17 protein-coding genes are annotated in these 18271 nt (G+C 50.2%); 15 read left to right on the top strand and 2 right to left on the bottom strand.

Translation table 11 applies throughout. The annotated features are described in order from the left end of the window. Window positions 1–25: 25 nt before the first annotated feature. From AYY16_RS06400 to AYY16_RS06360, 9 genes are all read left to right on the top strand, one after another. Complete coding sequence (locus AYY16_RS06400) at window positions 26–1036, top strand: aspartate-semialdehyde dehydrogenase (protein WP_067363527.1); 1011 nt, start codon at window positions 26–28, stop codon at window positions 1034–1036. Further along, window positions 1036–1857 carry a tRNA pseudouridine(38-40) synthase TruA gene (gene truA / locus AYY16_RS06395; protein ID WP_067363525.1) on the top strand — a complete coding sequence of 274 codons (822 nt, stop codon included), beginning with the start codon at window positions 1036–1038 and terminating at the stop codon, window positions 1855–1857. The genes AYY16_RS06400 and truA overlap by 1 nt, the downstream gene beginning before the upstream one ends. A gap of 42 nt (window positions 1858–1899) precedes the next feature. After that, window positions 1900–2592, top strand: coding sequence for a DedA family protein (locus AYY16_RS06390; protein ID WP_396672796.1), 693 nt, complete (start codon window positions 1900–1902; stop codon window positions 2590–2592). Between the two features lie 101 nt (window positions 2593–2693). Continuing rightward, window positions 2694–3659, top strand: coding sequence for an acetyl-CoA carboxylase, carboxyltransferase subunit beta (accD, locus tag AYY16_RS06385; RefSeq protein ID WP_067363522.1), 966 nt, complete (start codon window positions 2694–2696; stop codon window positions 3657–3659). After that, window positions 3652–4953: a bifunctional tetrahydrofolate synthase/dihydrofolate synthase gene (gene folC, locus AYY16_RS06380; RefSeq protein WP_067363519.1), complete on the top strand. Its 1302-nt coding sequence runs from the start codon at window positions 3652–3654 to the stop codon at window positions 4951–4953. The genes accD and folC overlap by 8 nt, the downstream gene beginning before the upstream one ends. Continuing rightward, on the top strand, window positions 4943–5641 hold the full coding sequence (dedD, locus tag AYY16_RS06375) for a cell division protein DedD (RefSeq protein WP_067363516.1): 699 nt from the start codon (window positions 4943–4945) through the stop codon (window positions 5639–5641). The genes folC and dedD overlap by 11 nt, the downstream gene beginning before the upstream one ends. A gap of 179 nt (window positions 5642–5820) precedes the next feature. Further along, window positions 5821–6327, top strand: a complete 507-nt coding sequence (cvpA, locus tag AYY16_RS06370; RefSeq protein WP_067363513.1) for a colicin V production protein — start codon at window positions 5821–5823, stop codon at window positions 6325–6327. A gap of 14 nt (window positions 6328–6341) precedes the next feature. Then, on the top strand, window positions 6342–7859 hold the full coding sequence (gene purF / locus AYY16_RS06365; RefSeq protein ID WP_067363510.1) for an amidophosphoribosyltransferase: 1518 nt from the start codon (window positions 6342–6344) through the stop codon (window positions 7857–7859). 23 nt (window positions 7860–7882) lie between these two features. Further along, window positions 7883–8473, top strand: a complete 591-nt coding sequence (locus AYY16_RS06360) for a UbiX family flavin prenyltransferase (RefSeq protein WP_067363507.1) — start codon at window positions 7883–7885, stop codon at window positions 8471–8473. A 21-nt stretch (window positions 8474–8494) separates the two neighbouring features. Here AYY16_RS06360 and AYY16_RS06355 read toward each other — a convergent pair whose 3' ends face one another. Next, entirely contained in the window at window positions 8495–9406 is a 912-nt protein-coding gene (locus tag AYY16_RS06355; RefSeq protein ID WP_067363504.1) for a TIGR01777 family oxidoreductase, read from the bottom strand. A 365-nt stretch (window positions 9407–9771) separates the two neighbouring features. Between AYY16_RS06355 and yfcD the strand changes: the two genes are divergently transcribed. The 6 genes from yfcD to AYY16_RS06325 all read left to right on the top strand — a co-directional run bounded on the left by yfcD (window position 9772) and on the right by AYY16_RS06325 (window position 16032). Beyond that, window positions 9772–10404 carry an NUDIX hydrolase YfcD gene (yfcD, locus tag AYY16_RS06350; protein WP_082970605.1) on the top strand — a complete coding sequence of 211 codons (633 nt, stop codon included), beginning with the start codon at window positions 9772–9774 and terminating at the stop codon, window positions 10402–10404. A gap of 438 nt (window positions 10405–10842) precedes the next feature. Next, window positions 10843–12921, top strand: a complete 2079-nt coding sequence (locus tag AYY16_RS06345; protein ID WP_067363501.1) for a M48 family metallopeptidase — start codon at window positions 10843–10845, stop codon at window positions 12919–12921. A 172-nt stretch (window positions 12922–13093) separates the two neighbouring features. After that, entirely contained in the window at window positions 13094–13789 is a 696-nt protein-coding gene (locus AYY16_RS06340; protein ID WP_067363498.1) for an RraA family protein, read from the top strand. A gap of 21 nt (window positions 13790–13810) precedes the next feature. Then, a complete protein-coding gene (locus AYY16_RS06335; RefSeq protein WP_067363495.1) occupies window positions 13811–14335 on the top strand; it encodes a prephenate dehydratase domain-containing protein in 525 nt (174 codons plus the stop codon). Between the two features lie 61 nt (window positions 14336–14396). Further along, window positions 14397–14795, top strand: coding sequence for a cupin domain-containing protein (locus AYY16_RS06330; protein ID WP_067363492.1), 399 nt, complete (start codon window positions 14397–14399; stop codon window positions 14793–14795). Window positions 14796–14814: 19 nt separating this feature from the next. Further along, a complete protein-coding gene (locus AYY16_RS06325; RefSeq protein ID WP_208020721.1) occupies window positions 14815–16032 on the top strand; it encodes a 3-deoxy-7-phosphoheptulonate synthase class II in 1218 nt (405 codons plus the stop codon). Between the two features lie 86 nt (window positions 16033–16118). Here AYY16_RS06325 and pta read toward each other — a convergent pair whose 3' ends face one another. After that, window positions 16119–18263: a phosphate acetyltransferase gene (gene pta, locus AYY16_RS06320; RefSeq protein ID WP_067363489.1), complete on the bottom strand. Its 2145-nt coding sequence runs from the start codon at window positions 18261–18263 to the stop codon at window positions 16119–16121. Between the last annotated feature and the right edge of the window lie 8 nt (window positions 18264–18271).

The following is an 18271-nucleotide window of genomic DNA, read 5'->3' as shown; positions in this document are numbered from 1 at the left end:
TGCAGTATTTGTTTTGGAGACGACTATGTCAGAAGGCTGGAATATTGCTGTATTAGGTGCGACCGGTGCTGTCGGCAGCGCCCTTGTTACTCTGCTGGAAGAGCGTGAATTTCCTGTCGGTGAGCTTTTCTTATTAGCCGGTGAGCGCAGTGCGGGCGAAACTGTCCGCATGAACAGCAAAAGTTATCTGGTGACCGATGCCCGTGATTTTGACTGGTCACAGGTGCAACTGGCGTTCTTTGTGGCGGGACAGGATGCAACCACTGCATATTATGAAGCGGCGACTGACAACGGCTGTATTGTGATAGACAGCAGCGGTCTGTTTGCGCTGGAACCGGATGTGCCGTTAGTGGTGCCGTCGGTGAACCCGCAGGCATTAAGCGAATACCGTAACCGCAATCTGATTGCGCTGGCAGACAGCAGTGTCAGTCAGCTGCTTACCGCTATCCGTCCGCTGGTGGCGAGCGCCGGACTGTCGCGCATTAATCTGACTAACTTATTATCTGTTTCCCGCTTTGGTAAAAGTGCGGTGCAGGAACTGGCCGGGGAAAGTGCGAAATTACTTAACGGTATTCCGCCGGAAGGCGGACGTTTCGGCAAACAGCTTGCATTTAATATGCTGCCGTTACTGACAGATGAACAGGGCAGTGTGGCAGAAGAGCGCCGCATTGTGGAAGAAACCCGCAAAGTATTACAGGATGCAGGGCTGCCAATCAGCGTGACCTGTGTGCAGTCGCCGGTGTTCTACGGCAACGGGCAGGTGGTTCAGCTGGAAACATTGCGCCCGCTCGGCAGTGATGAAGCGCGGGACGAATTGGAGCGCGCGGGAGATATTCAGTTATCGGATGAGCAGGATTATCCTACTCAGGTAACAGATGCTTCCGGTAATCATTTCCTGAATATCGGTTGCCTGCGTAATGATTATGGTATCCCGGAAATTCTGCATTTCTGGTCTGTTGCGGATAACGTGCAGTTCGGTGGCGCACTGATGGCAATTGAAATTGCCGAGTGTCTCATGCAGGAGCAGTTTTACTGATGACTGACGCAATTTCACCGCCGGACGCGGTAAAAATGACCATTGCGCTGGGCATTGAATATGACGGCAGCCGGTATTTCGGCTGGCAGCGGCAAATAGACGTAGTCAGTGTTCAGGTGCGGCTGGAGCAGGCAATATCAAAGATAGCAAATGAACCGATCGCCGTAATTTGTGCGGGCAGGACGGATACCGCGGTGCATTCCACCGGTCAGGTGGTGCATTTTCATACCACATCTGTGCGTAACGATGCCGCCTGGACAATGGGTGTTAATACCCATTTACCGTCAGACATTGCAGTGCGCTGGGTAAAAACGGTACCGGAGCACTTCCATGCCCGTTTCAGTGCAACGGCGCGGCGCTACCGGTATATTATATATAATCACCGCTGTCGTCCGGCTGTCCTCGGAAACGGCATTACACACATTCATTATCCGCTGGATGAAACCCGGATGCATGCGGCGGCACAGAGCCTGCTGGGGGAGCATGATTTCACTTCCTTCCGCGCAGTGCAGTGCCAGTCAAAAAGTCCGTGGCGTACGATGATCCATGCGAATGTCTCCCGCGTGGGGCAGTATGTGATTGTGGATATTAAAGCCAATGCGTTTTTGCATCACATGGTGCGCAATATTGTCGGCACCCTGCTGGAGATCGGCCGGGGCAATCAGGACATTACCCGTGTATCAGAACTGCTGGCGCTCAAAGATCGCGCCAAAGCCGCAGCAACAGCGCCGGCGAACGGGTTGTATCTGGTCCGTGTTGACTATCCTGCGGAATTTGAATTGCCGTCACCGGTTATGGGACCGCTGTTTTTAGCTGATTAATTTTAGGTTTGTATCACCGGGTGATAACGAACGGGGAAAATGATGGAATTTTTTAACCACATTGTGGATATTGCAAAGTTCTTAATTGATTTTATTCTGAATATTGATTTGCACATGCAGGAGCTGGTGGCGCAGTACGGGATCTGGGTCTATGCTATTTTATTCCTTATCCTGTTCTGTGAAACCGGTCTTGTGGTCACGCCGTTTCTGCCGGGCGATTCGCTGTTATTTGTGGCGGGAACACTGGCGGCACTGCCGTCAAACGACCTCAATATCCATATCATGGTGCTGCTGATGATCACCGCGGCTATTATTGGTGATGCGGTGAATTACACCATCGGGCACTTTTTCGGTGAACGGTTGTTCCGCAATCCGGACTCGAAAATTTTCCGCCGCAGTTACCTGAACAAAACCCATGCTTTCTTTGAGACGCATGGCGGTAAAGCTATCGTTCTTGCGCGATTTGTACCGATCGTGCGGACATTTGCCCCGTTTGTTGCAGGAATGAGTAAAATGTCATATCGCCACTTTGCTATGTTTAACGTGATTGGTGCGGTGGTGTGGGTTGTTTTATTTGCGTATGCCGGTTATATCTTCGGGGAAACCGAGATTGTGCAGAAGAACTTGAAATTACTCATCGTGGCGATTATTTTTATCTCCATATTACCCGGTATCATCGAGGTCTGGCGTCACCGCCGGGCGGCGAAAAAAGCACAGAAACGTGATGATGCCTGAGTGGTCTGAGCACTTTTTTATCCACAGTGCGTAAGCAATGTGGTTTAATGGCAAACAATAATTACACTGGCTGAGCCAGATTTCAGACGGAAAGGTCATTAATGAGCTGGATTGAAAAAATTCTGAATAAGACCCCAATTAACCAGAACCGTAAGGCGAGCATTCCTGAAGGTGTCTGGACTAAATGTGACAGTTGTGGTCAGGTGCTCTACCGGCAGGAAGTAGAGCGCAATCTCGGGGTGTGCCCTAAGTGTGATCATCACATGCGGATTTCGGCACGCAATCGCCTGGAAACGTTCCTGGATGAAGGCAGCACAACGGAACTCGGAACGGATCTTGAACCGAAAGATATTCTGAAATTCCGTGATTCCAAAAAATATAAAGATCGTTTAGTGTCCGCGCAAAAAACCACCGGCGAAAAAGAAGCGCTGATTGTGATGAAAGGGACACTGAAAACCATGCCGATCGTGGCAACTGCATTTGAGTTTGCGTTTATCGGCGGCTCTATGTCTTCTGTTGTCGGTGCACGCTTTGTCCGTGCAGTTGAACAGGCGCTTGAAGATAACTGCCCGCTGGTCTGTTTCTCCGCGAGCGGCGGTGCCCGTATGCAGGAAGCACTGATGTCACTGATGCAGATGGCGAAAACCAGTGCGGCACTGGCGAAATTGCAGGAACGCGGCCTTGCGTATATCTCAGTTCTGACAGACCCGACCATGGGTGGCGTTTCCGCCAGTCTGGCGATGCTGGGTGATATCAATATCGGTGAACCGAAAGCCCTGATTGGCTTTGCCGGTCCGCGTGTTATTGAGCAGACAGTGCGTGAGAAATTACCACCGGGATTCCAGCGCAGCGAATTTCTGCTGGAAAAAGGCGCGATTGATATGATTGTCCGTCGTCCGGACATGCGCGATACCATTGCTGAAATTTTGTCAAAACTGACAAACTATCAGTTCCCCTGTGAAGAGGGTGAAATTGAGATCCTGACCGCAGACGAACCTGATACTGTTTTATTTTCTGAAACAACAGCTGACGTTAAAAAACGAGATGTCAAAAAACGCGATGTCTGATAAGCAAGAGAAACTGACAGCCGCGTCATCATTGATGGCGTGGCTTTCTTATCTGGGTGACCTGCATTCGCAGGTTATTGATATGGGACTGGAACGCGTCGGTGCGGTGGCAGATATCATGAATCTGCGCTATCCCGCCCCGAAAGTTATTACCGTCTCCGGAACCAACGGCAAAGGCACCACCTGCCATACGCTTGAGTCTGTCTTTCTCGCGGCCGGGTTGCGGGTCGGGGTGTACAGTTCCCCGCATCTGATCAATTACACTGAACGCGTCCGTATTCAGGGGGAAAACCCTTCTGAAGCTGATTTCTGCCGTGTTTTCGCTGATATTGACGCGCAGCGCGGCGATATCACGCTGACCTATTTTGAAGCGGGCACGCTGGCGGCATTGCAGTTATTCCGCGAAGCCAATCTTGATGTCGTTATCCTCGAAGTCGGTCTTGGCGGGCGTCTGGATGCCACCAATATTGTGGATTCGCATATTACCGCGATCACCAGTATCGCGCTGGATCATACCGACTGGCTGGGTGCTGACCGTGAACATATCGCCCGTGAAAAAGCCGGTATTTTTCGTCCGCACTGTGTGGCGGTGATTGGCGAGCCTGATGCACCGTACACTATTGCCGATGTGGCAAACAAGCTGGAAACATCACTGTTCTGCCGTGTGGATGACTGGTCGTATAAAGAACAGGGCGACCACTGGACATGGCAGTGTGAGGATGAAACCCTGACAAATCTGCCGTTGCCGAATGTCCCTCTGGCAAATGCCGCAACCGCACTGGCGGTTATTCATAACCTGCGTCTGGTGAAAGATAAAACCGGGCGGGCAATTAATCGTGAAGCGATTGATGCCGGTCTGCGTCAGGCACAACTGCCCGGGCGCTTCCAGATTGTGTCGCAGCACCCGCTGACGGTGCTGGATGTGGCGCACAATCCGCATGCGGCAGGATATCTGGTTTCAAAACTGGCACAATTACCACGCACCGCAGACTCGCGTGTCCGTGCGGTGGTGGGGATGCTGGGAGATAAAGATATTAAAGGCACCCTGGCGGTGCTGAGTGAGCAGGTGACAGACTGGTATTTTGCCCCGCTGACAGAGTTACGCGGCGCACCGGCAGAACAGCTTGCTGAGCATATTCCGGGCGCACAATTGTTTGCTGATGTGGAAAGCGCATGGGCACAGGCGTGCCTGGATGCGGATGCCGGTGACATCATTGTTGTGTGCGGATCATTCCATACTGTCGCGCATGTTATGGACGTTTTATCATCAGAGGAAGGTGCGGGTGGCCAGTAAATTTCAGAATCGCTTAGTCGGAACGATTATCCTGGTTGCGGTGGGCGTGATTGTCCTGCCGGTGCTGCTGGATGGCGATAAGAAATATAACGAAGACCAGTTCGCCTCCATCCCGCTTATCCCGAAAGAGGGTGAGCAGGATGAGATTGATGCGGTAAACCCGATTAATCAGACCATGCCGTCAATGCCGTCGGAAGGCGCATCGAGTGCAATGATAACGGAAGCGGCACAGACCGGCAGCAGTACACCGGCTGATGTGACAAGCTCCGGTACCACGTCGAATGTTCCGCCGGGCGTTGAGCCCCTGCCGCCGGTTGTGGTGCAGGAAAAACCACCGGAACCACAGCCTCAGCCAAAACCTGAGCCTAAACCGGAACCAAAACCTGAACCAAAACCTGAACCAAAACCTGAACCAAAACCTGAACCAAAACCTGAACCTAAGCCGGAAAAAACACCGCAGGGACAGGCCTGGGTGGTTCAGCTCGGTGCATTATCCAATGCCCGCCGGGTGGAAGAGATTGTCGCCACACTGCGGCTGTCGGGTTATCAGGTATATACTGTACCGCGCGGGAAAGTTACCCTGATTATGGTCGGACCGTCGGCATCCAAAGCACAGTTAGAGTCCTCATTAGGTGAACTGAAACAACTCAGTGAACTCAATGGCGAGGTCAGGGCATATAAACCTTAGTAAATTTAATGGATTAGCGGTATCCGTTAATAAAAACAGTTAACTCTTTGCGGCGATTATAATTTTTTATTTCGCCGCAATTTATTTTCTGATAGTGCAAAAATCCGTTACGCAAACGTTTTCGTTTTCTGTTAGAATGCGCCCGTCACTGATGCTGGGCCATCAATTTGGATAGTGATATGGTTTGGATTGATTACGCAATTATTGCAGTTATTGCATTCTCGGCATTAGTCAGCCTGGTTCGTGGTTTCGTTCGTGAAGCCTTATCGTTAGTGACCTGGGTCTGCGCGTTTTATGTGGCCAGCGAGTTTTTCCCGTTGCTGGCGGACTATTTCACGCGTTTTGATGACCCGCTGGTCCGCAACGGTATCGCGATTGCGATTTTGTTTGTCGCGACACTTATTGTCGGCTCGGTGATTAACCATGTTATTGGTTCACTGGTCCGCACGACAGGCTTATCAGGCACAGATCGTGTTCTCGGGGTCTGTTTTGGTGCTCTGCGCGGGGTGCTGATCGTGGCGGCAATATTATTCTTCCTCGACAGCTTCACGCAGATGAGTCAGAGCAGCGACTGGCAGCAGTCACAACTCATTCCCCAATTCAGTCATGTTATCAGGTGGTTCTTTGACTACCTTCAGAATGCGTCCAGTTTCCTGCCGGAGAACTTTCCTTCTCCGCCCGGCTGATGAGGAAAAACTACATGTGTGGTATTGTTGGGATCGTTGGTTTTACACAGGTCAATCAATCAATCTATGATGCGCTCACGGTGTTACAGCACCGTGGTCAGGACGCAGCCGGTATCGCAACCATTGACAGTAACAATGGTTTCCGGCTCCGTAAAGCCAACGGACTGGTGAAAGATGTTTTCGAAACCCGCCACATGCTGCGTTTACAGGGAACACTCGGGATAGGGCATGTCCGCTACCCGACAGCCGGCAGCTCCAGCGCATCAGAAGCGCAGCCTTTCTATGTAAACTCGCCTTTCGGCATCACCCTGGCGCATAACGGGAATCTGACTAACGCACACACGCTGAAACGTCAGTTATTTGAAACTGCCCGCCGTCATGTGAATACCACCTCAGACTCTGAAATCCTGCTCAATGTACTGGCGTATGAACTGGATCGCTTTGACGGGCATCCGTTAGAGCCGGATAACATTTTTGCCGCTGTTGGTGCCATGCACAGCAAAATCCGTGGTGCTTACGCCTGTGTTGCGCTGATTATCGGGCATGGACTTCTGGCTTTCCGTGACCCTAACGGAATACGCCCGCTGGTACTCGGAAAACGCGCGCTGAGTGACGGGCGCGAAGAGTATATGGTTGCCTCTGAGAGTGTCGCGCTTGATACCCTCGGTTTTGAATTCCTGCGCGATGTGGCGCCGGGTGAAGCCGTGTATATCACAGAAACCGGGCAGCTCTATACCCGCCAGTGTGCGGCAAATCCGTCACTGACGCCGTGCCTGTTTGAATTTGTTTATTTTGCCCGTCCGGATTCCGTTATTGATAAAGTGTCCGTCTATAACGCCCGCCTGCGCATGGGGCAGAAACTCGGGGAAAAAATCGCCCGCGAGTGGGATGACCTTGATATTGACGTGGTGATCCCCATCCCTGAAACCTCCATCGACAGCGCGCTGGAAATCGCCCATATCCTGAAAAAACCGTACCGTCAGGGGTTTGTGAAAAACCGCTATGTGGGGCGGACATTTATCATGCCGGGTCAGCAGGAGCGGAAAAAATCGGTACGCCGTAAGCTCAATGCCAACCGGACAGAGTTCCGTGGTAAAAACGTCCTGCTGGTGGATGACTCAATTGTACGCGGCACCACATCAGAGCAGATTGTGGAGTTAGCCCGTGAAGCAGGTGCGAAGAAGGTCTATTTTGCTTCTGCGGCACCGGAAGTGCGCTTCCCGAATGTCTACGGTATCGATATGCCTAACGCCAACGAGTTAATTGCGCATGGTCGTGAAACGGAAGAGATCCGCAAACTGATTGGTGCGGATGCGCTGATTTTCCAGGATCTGGAAGACCTTGTGGCGGCTGTCCGCGAAGAGAACCCGGATATCCGTGTCCTTGAGGCATCGGTGTTTGACGGTATCTATGTCACAAAAGATATAGACCAGGATTATCTCGATTATGTGGAAAACCTGCGTAAGGATGATGAATTAAAGTTGCGTGATCATACCGACATTGAGAACCTTGAGATATATAATGAGGGTTAATCTCTTTTTTGGCAGGTGATGTGATGAAAAAACTGATTGTGGGACTGACGGGCGCAAGTGGTGCTGTCTATGGCGTGCGTTTATTGCAGATCCTGCAGGATGTACCGGACATTGAAACACACCTGATTATCAGTCAGGCGGCGCGGCAGACACTGGCGCTGGAAACCACATACAGCCTGCGTGATGTGCAGGCGCTGGCTGATGTGGTACATGATGAGCGTGATATTGCCGCAAGTATTTCATCCGGCTCGGTCAGAACTAAAGGTATGGTGATTTTGCCGTGCTCGGTGAAAACCTTATCAGGCATTGTGCACAGTTACACGGACACCCTGGTGACCCGTGCGGCGGATGTGGTGCTCAAAGAGGGGCGCAAACTGGTGCTGTGTGTACGGGAGACGCCGTTGCATCTCGGGCATCTGCGGTTATTGACGCAGGCGGCTGAAATGGGCGCGGTCATTATGCCGCCGATGCCGGCGTTTTATCACCAGCCACAGACGGTTCAGGATATTATCGACCAGACTGTCAACCGCGTACTTGATCAGTTTGATATTGACTTGCCACAGGACTTATTCACCCGCTGGAGCGGGGCAAAACCCCCGCGTGGCACACTGTAAATCGTCAGATTACCCCGGCTGTCAGCCGTCAGCCGGGCGTTCAAGTAAATCCCGCAGTGCATCTTCGAGATTAATAAACTGACAGGTAAATCCTGCCGTTTCCAGCCGCTCAGGCAGGGCATTTTGTCCGCCCAGAACCAGCACGGCGGCCTCACCCAATATGGCTTTAATCACAAACGCAGGCACCCGCAGCAGGTGCGGGCGGTGAAGAACCTGCGCCAGTACGGCGGAAAACTGTTCATTGTGGCACGGATATGGCGCAGTCATATTAAAGGTGCCGCTCATCGCATCATTATCCAGCAGGAACAGGATGGCGCTGACCATATCACTGATGTGGATCCACGGCATATATTGACGTCCGTTACCCACAGGTCCACCAAGACCTGCACGGTATAGCGGCAGCATTTTTGCCAGCGCACCGCCTTCGGGAGAGAGCACAATACCGGTGCGCATCAGACAAACGCGGGTTTTATCACTTTGCGCCCAGAGCGCCAGGGCTTCCCAGCGGGCGCAGAGTGTATGGGTAAATTCCGGATGCGGCTCTTCCGCTTCCGTCACCACCGCCTGTCCCTGATCGCCGTACCAACCGACAGCTGAGCCTGAAAGAAACACCGCAGGCGGCGTATCACTGGCATTAATCAGCGTGGTGAGTTGCTCTGTTATCTTCCAGCGACTCTCGCACAGCCGTTCTTTCTGTTCTTTGCTCCAGCGTTTATCCGCTATAGGTTCACCGGCAAGATTAATAACAGCATCAATATCATTAAGATGCGTTAATCCGGCAAGAGAGTTTAGGTGCTGTGCAGCAGAACAAAAACGGGAATAGACTTTCTGTGGAGAACGGCTGAGCACCACCACGTGATGTTTACGGGCGATAAGCGCCTGTACCAGCGGTGTACCTATAAGTCCTGTACCACCTGTTATCAGGATACGCATAGTCACTCCTTATGCCCGGGTCTCCTCAGACTATAGCAGCAATTGCGGGCGGGATATGTGATCGGGGAGGAATAAGAGTATAAGACTCCGGAATTACGTTTGCGGTTAAATCAATCATAGAACCGCTATCAATTCTTGATATACTGCTGCAATGACCATAATGGCACACTATCATTACCTGTTTGGTATACAAATGCAGTATAAACCCAACGTCATTCAGGATGCAGCCAACAAACCTGCAGTTTGAATGAATAAGGGTATAAGATTAGCGCCGATAATACATCAGTCAGGGCATGTCACTGATAAAACAGAAGCAGCGGCTGTGACAATCACATATTGCTGATAAAAAAAGATAAGGTTAGGGGATGGGACAAGTCGGTAATAGCGATATTGAGTGGGTGGATGTGGTTGATGAAAACAATGATGTCATCGGCCAGTCAACCCGCGATCAGATGCGGGCAGAAAATCTGCGTCACCGGGCAACCTACATTGTTGTGCATGATGGCATGGGCAAAATTCTGGTTCAGCGCCGGACGCAGAGTAAAGATTTTTATCCCGGATTGCTGGATGCCACCGCAGGCGGCGTGGTTCAGCAGGGTGAAAATATGCTGGATTCAGCCCGCCGCGAAGCAGAAGAGGAACTGGGCATTGCCGGTGTTCCGTTTGCAGAGCACGGTGTATTTTATTACGAAGAGCCGGTTTGCCGTGTCTGGGGCGGATTATTCAGTTGTGTGACTCACGGGCCGTTTGCGTTGCAGGAGTGTGAAGTCGCTCAGGTTATCTGGCTGACACCGGCTGAAATCACCGCCCGGTGTGATGAATTCACACCCGATTCACTGAAAGCGCTGTCGCTCTGGCTGACCCGTAACAATCAGGTGAGCTATATTGCCGGTGATCGGGTAAAACCGGTTACACCTGAGCCGGAAGCCACCCGGGACGTTGTACCGGAAATACCGGTGGAAACGCCTGCTGCTGAAATGAGCAGTGAAAACGAATAAAAAAGAATAAAAGTTGGATAAGCCTGCAATATGCAGGCTTTTTTATATTTAAAATGATTAAAACAAAATGTCGCCAGTTTATATATCCGGAAACAGAATGAAAAAAAATCTCATTAATATAAATTATATGTTTTCCATTTCTGACTTTTGTTTTTTTCCTGTAGAATGCCGCGCTGAATATCATCAAAAAAATATATCAACACATTATGTGTTTTACTTACTAATCGCGTTATTTGTCTGGCATCAGGATTAGCGCTTGACTGAATATAAATTAATTGTAATACCTGTGTATTGATGGTTGCTAAGTAGTTTCTTCTGCTATTTTATTCATCTGCGGAAAATATTATCGGTAGCTGAAAATATAATGTAACAGACGATAAGAATTATCTCATAATTAATGTTCGTTCCATGACGGGATATAACGTAAACGAGAGTAACATGAAAAATAAATTATTAAGCTGGTTGTTGTTATTACCTCTGGTGCTTACGGCGTACGGTGCATTCCAATATTGGCGGATGAGTGAGGAATACCAGGCATATCAATATGTGCTGGAAGAGAAAGAAGACCTGCAACGTCTGATTGCCGACGATCCGGATACACAGATAACATTTGAGGACGGCGAAACGGCGTCTGCCGGTGAACAATTAGGAATGCTGAATCGCGAGCTGAATAAATACAGCAGCGAAATTATGCTGATAGTGGCGCGTGTCGACGTCAGTAAAGCAACCATGATAACAGGTGTTCTCTCTCTGATATTCGGCGGGATGGCGATTTATCTGTGTATCAGCAGCGGGCGCAGAGCCCGGCGCTCCCGCGATGAATTATTAATTGTTTTTGCCCGTTGCCGCAAACAGTTACCGTTTATTCTGACCGGGCAGATGACGCTGATCGGTCTGAGTATTCTTTGTGCGCTGGTTTATGAGGGCATGTGGTTTGCCGGTAATTTTGAGATGAGCGGTGGCGGGGTGAAGATGATGATCTTTATCCTGATCAGTATTTTGCTTATCGCAAGTTACATCATCAAAGGGTTGTTCAAGCTGCGTAAAAGCTTTGCCATGTTCCGCAGTGAGCCATCTTCTGTTATCGGGCATGCTGTCAGCCGTGATGAAGCACCGGGTCTTTGGCAGTGGGTGGATGAAACAGCCGGGAAGGTCGGTACGGCGTCACCGGATCATATCATTGTGGGTATGACTGAATGTTTTTACGTGACATCACATGCTATCTGCCTGAATGACGCGCAGCAGATTGAAGGAAAAACCCTGTATTTTCCGCTGCTCTATTCCGCGCTGCTTAACCGGGAAGAAGCAACGGCGGTTATTGGTCATGAACTGGGGCATTTCACCGGGGAAGATACCACATACAGCCTGAACTTTGCGCCGATTTACGCGGGGATGAGTCAGAGTATTTCTCTGGTGGCTGATGAGGTGCAGGATGTATACAGTCAGGTGATTATGAGCCCGTCAGTGTATCTGGGGCTGTTTTTCCTGGAGCAATTTGATTTTGCTGTCAGCCACTGGAGCCGTATCCGTGAGCTGGAAGCAGACAAAGCGGGGGCTGCTGTCAGCTCACCGGCGGCGGTATCCGGCTCATTGCTGCGTATTTCGGCGGTCAGCGAGGTTATTTATGAAACACTGGCTGAGTTATATGACGGTACATTACAGACTGATGACCTGCTGCCGGTTGTAATGAACCGCCTGCGTGAGCGCGGCGTTCCGGCGGCTGAGGCCTTTCTGGATGACGCAACGACTCACCCGAGCGATACTCACCCGCAGACCCGTGCCCGCATTGAAGCGCTGTCTCAGGAGATTGATACTGAACTGCTGGCGGCGGCCTCCCGTGAAGTGCAGGCGCAGGATTATGAGAATATTTCTGATCTCTTTACGGATGCCAAAGCGATTTCCATGATGCTGACCGCGTCGCTGTCAAATGAGGCAACGGAGCATAATACGCAACGCACTGAAGTTCTGGAAACGCTGCTGAATGAGTCAACTGCCGCTGATGAAGTCGTGCTCGGCGAGCGGCGTAAAACCTTCCGGACAATGTTTATCCTCGGGGCGCTGACCGCGGCAGGAATGGGGATAGCAGCGGTGAACATGGGGATCAGCAACCTGCTTGACTCCCCTGCGGTTTATGCCGGCTGGCTGTTGTTATTGTTCTGGGGCGTGGCTTTTATGTACCGCAACCGGGGCAAAACACCGCTGTTTTCCTTTCGTCACGGGCAACTTGTCAGTGACAACCTGGCACAAGCGTATCCGCTGCACTACATCGTTGATTATGATCTCAGTGAAACATCAGGAATGGTGACCGTCACACTGCATGTGGCTGATGGCGCACCGGCACCTGCTATGGCAGGGAAAAATCGCTTCTTTAAATTTGATGCGAAAAAACAGAAGTTGCTGATCATGATGGGGGGCGTCCGGCTCTGGGAGGGAAAAACGTTATCGTTACAGGAACTCTCTGAGCTCATCCACGGACAGTTACAAACAGCCCATGCGCGGCATGAGTTACATAGATAATTATATATTAGAAAAATATTTTTATATTAAAAACCTCCGTAAGGAGGTTTTTTTTAGTTAAAACACTTTTGTTTATTTATTGCTAAATTAATTAAGTTTTAAGTATGTCGTGACAATTAATAACAATTACAACCTCCGTCTGACTAAGTAGACTTTGTGTCGGAGGTAAGAAATGCAAAAAATTGATATTGCTAAATTAAATACGATCAGAGAACTTAAAATAAGTACATCCACCCTTGTTGATATCATGGATGGATTTAAAACCGGCAGTACATTAAGTTATAAATTAACATCATTTAATTGCCGTGATTATTATATGGCGGCACAAGCTTATACCGTTCAATGGAAAATTGTCCGTAAAGGAAGCAGTATTCTGGCTCCGTCAGAATCGACCTGGGAGCAGGTGCGTGATTTTCTGGTGCCGGAATTATATGACGCAAAGAATATGGTGTATGTCGCGGGCAGCGGAGAGTGCATTCGTGATGCGGCATTAGCAGGCGGCATGAGCTGTACCTATTTCGAAAAACTTGGATTTGAAGGTGTGATATTAGGCGGGGCGGTCAGGGACGGGCAGGATCTTAATGCGCTCACCATTCCTGTCATCGCCACAAATTTAACACCGACAGATACCCAGGGCGCTTATTATATATCTGAGACAGGTGGTTCATGCCAGATAGAACAAACAACTGTTCATACCGGTGATTTAATTGTCGCAGATATTAACGGGGTGGTTATTGTTCCTTATGAATTTATTGATCCGGTGTTAAATAAAGCACTTGAAATTACCGATATTGAAAATGACATGTTACTGAAAATACAGCATGGCGAACGGCTTCCTGATTTAATCAGTAAAACCGGAAGAATATAATTATCTGAAGGAGTATTTATCGTGTTAACCATTCATACACTCGGTCCTAACGGAACGAATTGTGAGAAAGCAGCGCATTACTGGTTAAGTGAAAATAATATAAAAGGCAATGTGAAATTATATCAGACACTGGAAAAAGCCGTTGAAGCGGTAAAGTGTGATAACGACGGCGTATTGCTTGGCTGCATTGTTTATCCGGATTTACATAATATTGTTTTTCAGAATCTGTTATCACTGGAATTAAAGGCCTGCTTTGTGCTGGATACACATAATATGTTACTTGCCAGCCGTCACACTGATTATAACGATATCCGCCATGTCGGTTCTCATCCGGCTCCGCAGGATCTGTTTAATGAATTACCGCTGTTGAATAAAGATGTCAGAAAGTCACTGTTTACCTCAAACAGTGAGGCCGGTGTGCAATGTGCGCATGGTGTTATTGATGCCTGTATTACCACACTCAGTACGGCACAAAAATACCATCTGCATATTTTGCATGATTTCGGACCGGTTCCGATGGGCTTTTCTATTCATGCCCCTAAATAGCATTTCTTTTATTTAATTTCATTTTATTGAATTTAATTTACTACTTCAGCAGGAGCACATTATGGGCTTAATACCGGGAAATGAACTGATTTCGTATGATATGGACTTAACCCGCAAAGAGGGGGAAGAGAGTAAAGCGCTGGCTAAGTTTATTCATGGTACGGCGTTCACCGTGACGTTCTGGACTTTTAAAACCGGCGCGATTATTCCGGAACACCGGCATGAACATGAAACGCTGACGACTGTTTTATCGGGTTCGCTGCGCCTGGTTGTTGATGGCGAAACCCTGATCCTGCATGCCGGTGATTCAGGTCTTGTTCCTTCATGGGCAACGCATGAAGCCGAGGTACTTGAAGCCTCTGAAGTGATCGATGTGTATACCCCGGTGCGTGAGGATTATGTCGCGCGTCAGACAGGTAAATTTGAAACTTACCTGGCCACATCACAAGATCGTACATAACTATTTCAGGAGTTGTCAGGTGATAAAAAAACAGGACGGGCTGCAGGAATGGACGCCTTCCTCATGGATGCAATTTCCGGCTCAGCAGCAGCCGGATTATCCGGAGCCGGAGTCAGTCCGGTATGTTCAGCAACAGCTACAGGCAGCACCACCGCTGGTATCTGTCTCTGAGATACAATCACTGACCCTGGCATTAAAGCAGGTCAGTGATGGTCAGGGGTTTATTCTGCAATGCGGGGACTGCGCCGAAGCATTTTCGCAATGCCGTGAGGATGTACTCAATGACTGGACTGACACGGTATCACAAATGACCACGCTTTTGTGCGGCGGATTATCGCAGCCGGTATTGAAAATCGGGCGTATTGCCGGTCAGTACGCCAAACCACGCAGCAGTCCGGATGAGGCGCGCAATGGTATTTCACTGCCGAGCTATCGCGGGGATATTATTAATGGCCACGAATTTTCTGTGGCACAGCGGATACCTGATCCGCAAAGGATGCTGGGTGCTTACCACCGTGCGGCGGTCACTCTGAATGCTCTGCATAATAACAGTCTCCGTCAGCCAGGCAGATCAGATACGGTATTTGATCCGTTCTATGTCAGTCATGAGGCACTGCTATTGCCTTATGACAGCGCACTGACCCGTCTGAATCAGGCGGATAAGTTATGGTATAACGGCGCGGCGCATACTGTCTGGCTGGGGGATCGCACCAGCGGGCCATCTGAGGCGCATGTGGAATATCTGCGGGGAATAGCGAACCCTGTGGGTATAAAATGCGGACCGTCGATGACGGCGGAAAAGCTGGGCGCATTATTACAACGGCTTAATCCGCAGAATAAACCCGGCAAAATTATGCTGATTGTCAGGCTGGGTGTGGCACATATCCGGGAAAAACTACCTCTGTTATTACAGGCGGTGGCAAAACTGAAAAGTCCGGTTATCTGGCTGACAGATCCGATGCACGGCAACACCCGCAGTACAATGTCCGGTCTGAAAACCCGTGATTTTGCTACTGTGTGTGAAGAGGTTCGTCTCTTTATGCAGATTTTACGCGGGCAGGGCGTGCATCCGGGCGGTCTGCATCTGGAAATGACAGGGCGCGATGTGACAGAGTGTACAGGCGGCTTGCAGCGGATTGCCGATGATGATGTCGGCGGGCGGTATGAATCACTGTGTGACCCGAGACTGAACCGTTCTCAGTCGGCAGAGATTGCCGGGCTGACAGGTCAGTTCTGATGGCTGTATAAGTCATAATTAAATATGACAGATAAAAAAATCCCGGCCGGATTTCTCCGGCCGGGATTTTCAGTAGCGACTAAAACTTATTTTTTAGCGTCGTTCTGTGCTGCCTGAATAGCAGTCAGTGCGATGGTATAAGCAATATCATCAACTAACGCACCGCGTGACAGGTCATTAACCGGTTTACGCATGCCTTGCAGCATCGGTCCGATAGACACCAGGTCTGCTGAACGCTGAACCGCTTTATACGTGGTGTTACCGGTGTTCAGGTCAGGGAAGATGAAGACGTTTGCTCTGCCTGCAACCGGTGAGTCTGGTGCTTTGGTTTTAGCAACGTCAGCCATCACAGCGGCGTCATACTGTAACGGACCATCGATGCACAGATCAGGACGTTTTTCCTTGGCAATGCGGGTCGCTTCGCGGACTTTCTCAACATCATCACCCTGACCGGATGTGCCGGTAGAGTAAGAGATCATCGCAACGCGCGGGTCGATACCGAACAGTTTTACAGAATCAGCGGACTGAATGGCAATCTCAGCAAGCTGTTCAGGATTCGGATCCGGGTTAATCGCACAGTCACCATAGACCAGCACTTCTTCCGGCATCAGCATGAAGAACACAGATGAAACCAGTGAGCTGCCCGGTGCTGTTTTGATTAACTGTAACGGTGGACGAATAGTATTCGCTGTGGTGTGAACCGCACCGGATACCAGACCGTCTACTTTATCCTGCTCCAGCATCAGTGTGCCGAGAACCACGTTATCCTGTAACTGCTCGCGGGCAACGACTTCTGTCATGCCTTTGCTCTTACGCAGCTCAACCAGACGCGGAACATACAGCTCGCGGATGTCTTTCGGATCAACCAGCTCGATACCTGTACCCAGTTCAACGCCCTGTGCTGCTGCAACACGGCGGATTTCTTCCGGGTCACCTAACAGTACGCAGGTCGCCAGACCGCGTTCAGCGCAGATTGCAGCGGCTTTAACGGTACGTGGCTCATCACCTTCAGGCAGAACAACACGTTTTTTCGCTTTACGTGCCAGTTCAGTTAACAGGTAACGGAATGCCGGAGGCGACAGACGGTTCGGACGCTCTGAGTCTGCAACCAGGGAATCGATCCATTTGGTATCGATGTGACCGGCAACATAGTTCTGAACCAGTTCAATACGCTCACGGTCGTCAGCAGGGACTTCCAGGCTGAAACTTTGCAGGTTCAGCGAGGTCTGCCAGGTGTTGCTGTTGACAGTGAAGATTGGCAGGCCGGTTTCAAAAGCGCGCTCGCACAGTTTCGCGATGCTGTCGTCGATTTTATAACCGCCGGTCAGCAGGATAGCACCGATTTCCACGCCGTTCATCGCTGCCAGGCAGGCAGAAACCAGCACGTCAGGACGATCAGCAGACGTCACCAGCAGGGAACCCGGACGGAAGTGCTCCAGCATATGAGGAATGCTGCGCGCACAGAAAGTCACAGATTTAACGCGGCGGGTTTTGATATCGCCTTCGTTAACAATTTTTGCGCCTAAGTGATTCGCCATATCGATTGCACGGGTGGCAATCAGGTCGAAATTCCATGGCACACAGCCGACAACCGGCAGTGGCAGGGATTTCAGGTCGTCCGCGCTCAGGTGCGCGATAACCGCTTTGGACGAGTCATCAAAGATTTCTGACAGGTCAGGGCGGGTACGGCCTTGTTCATCAACAGGTGCATTTACTTTATTGACGATCACACCGGCAATGCTGGTGTTCTTATGACCACCAAATTCATTGCGGATAAGTTCCAGACGCTCTTTCACTTCTGCCGCGGTATCATTGCCCGGTGCAGTTACGAATACGATTTCCGCGCCCAGGGTCTGAGCGATATCGTAGTTCAGTGATTGTGCGTGCGGATAGTTGCGGGTCGGAACCAGACCTTCGATCAGGATAACTTCTGCACCCTGAGTGTGGTCGTGGTAACGGGCAACAATTTCTTCCATCAGGATATCTTTTTTGTCGCTGGTCAGCATGGATTCAACATAATCCATATCCAGCGGCTCGGCCATTTTCAGGGAAGAGTGGGCACGTAAGATATTGGTGGTCTGATCTTCAGTACCGGCATGGCGTGGTTGCGCGATAGGTTTGAAAAAGCTCAGGCTGACGCCTTTTTGTTCCATTGAGCGGACAACCCCGAGGCTGACGCTGCTTAAACCAACACTGGTGCCGGTAGGAATGAGGATAATAGTACGGGACACATGAACCT

Origin of the sequence: Morganella psychrotolerans, from assembly GCF_001676155.1 — a bacterium.
In the GTDB taxonomy this organism is placed as follows: Bacteria; Pseudomonadota; Gammaproteobacteria; order Enterobacterales; family Enterobacteriaceae; genus Morganella; species Morganella psychrotolerans.
The sequence above is the reverse complement of the archived record's forward strand: the minus strand, read 5'-3'. Positions and strand labels throughout refer to the sequence as shown.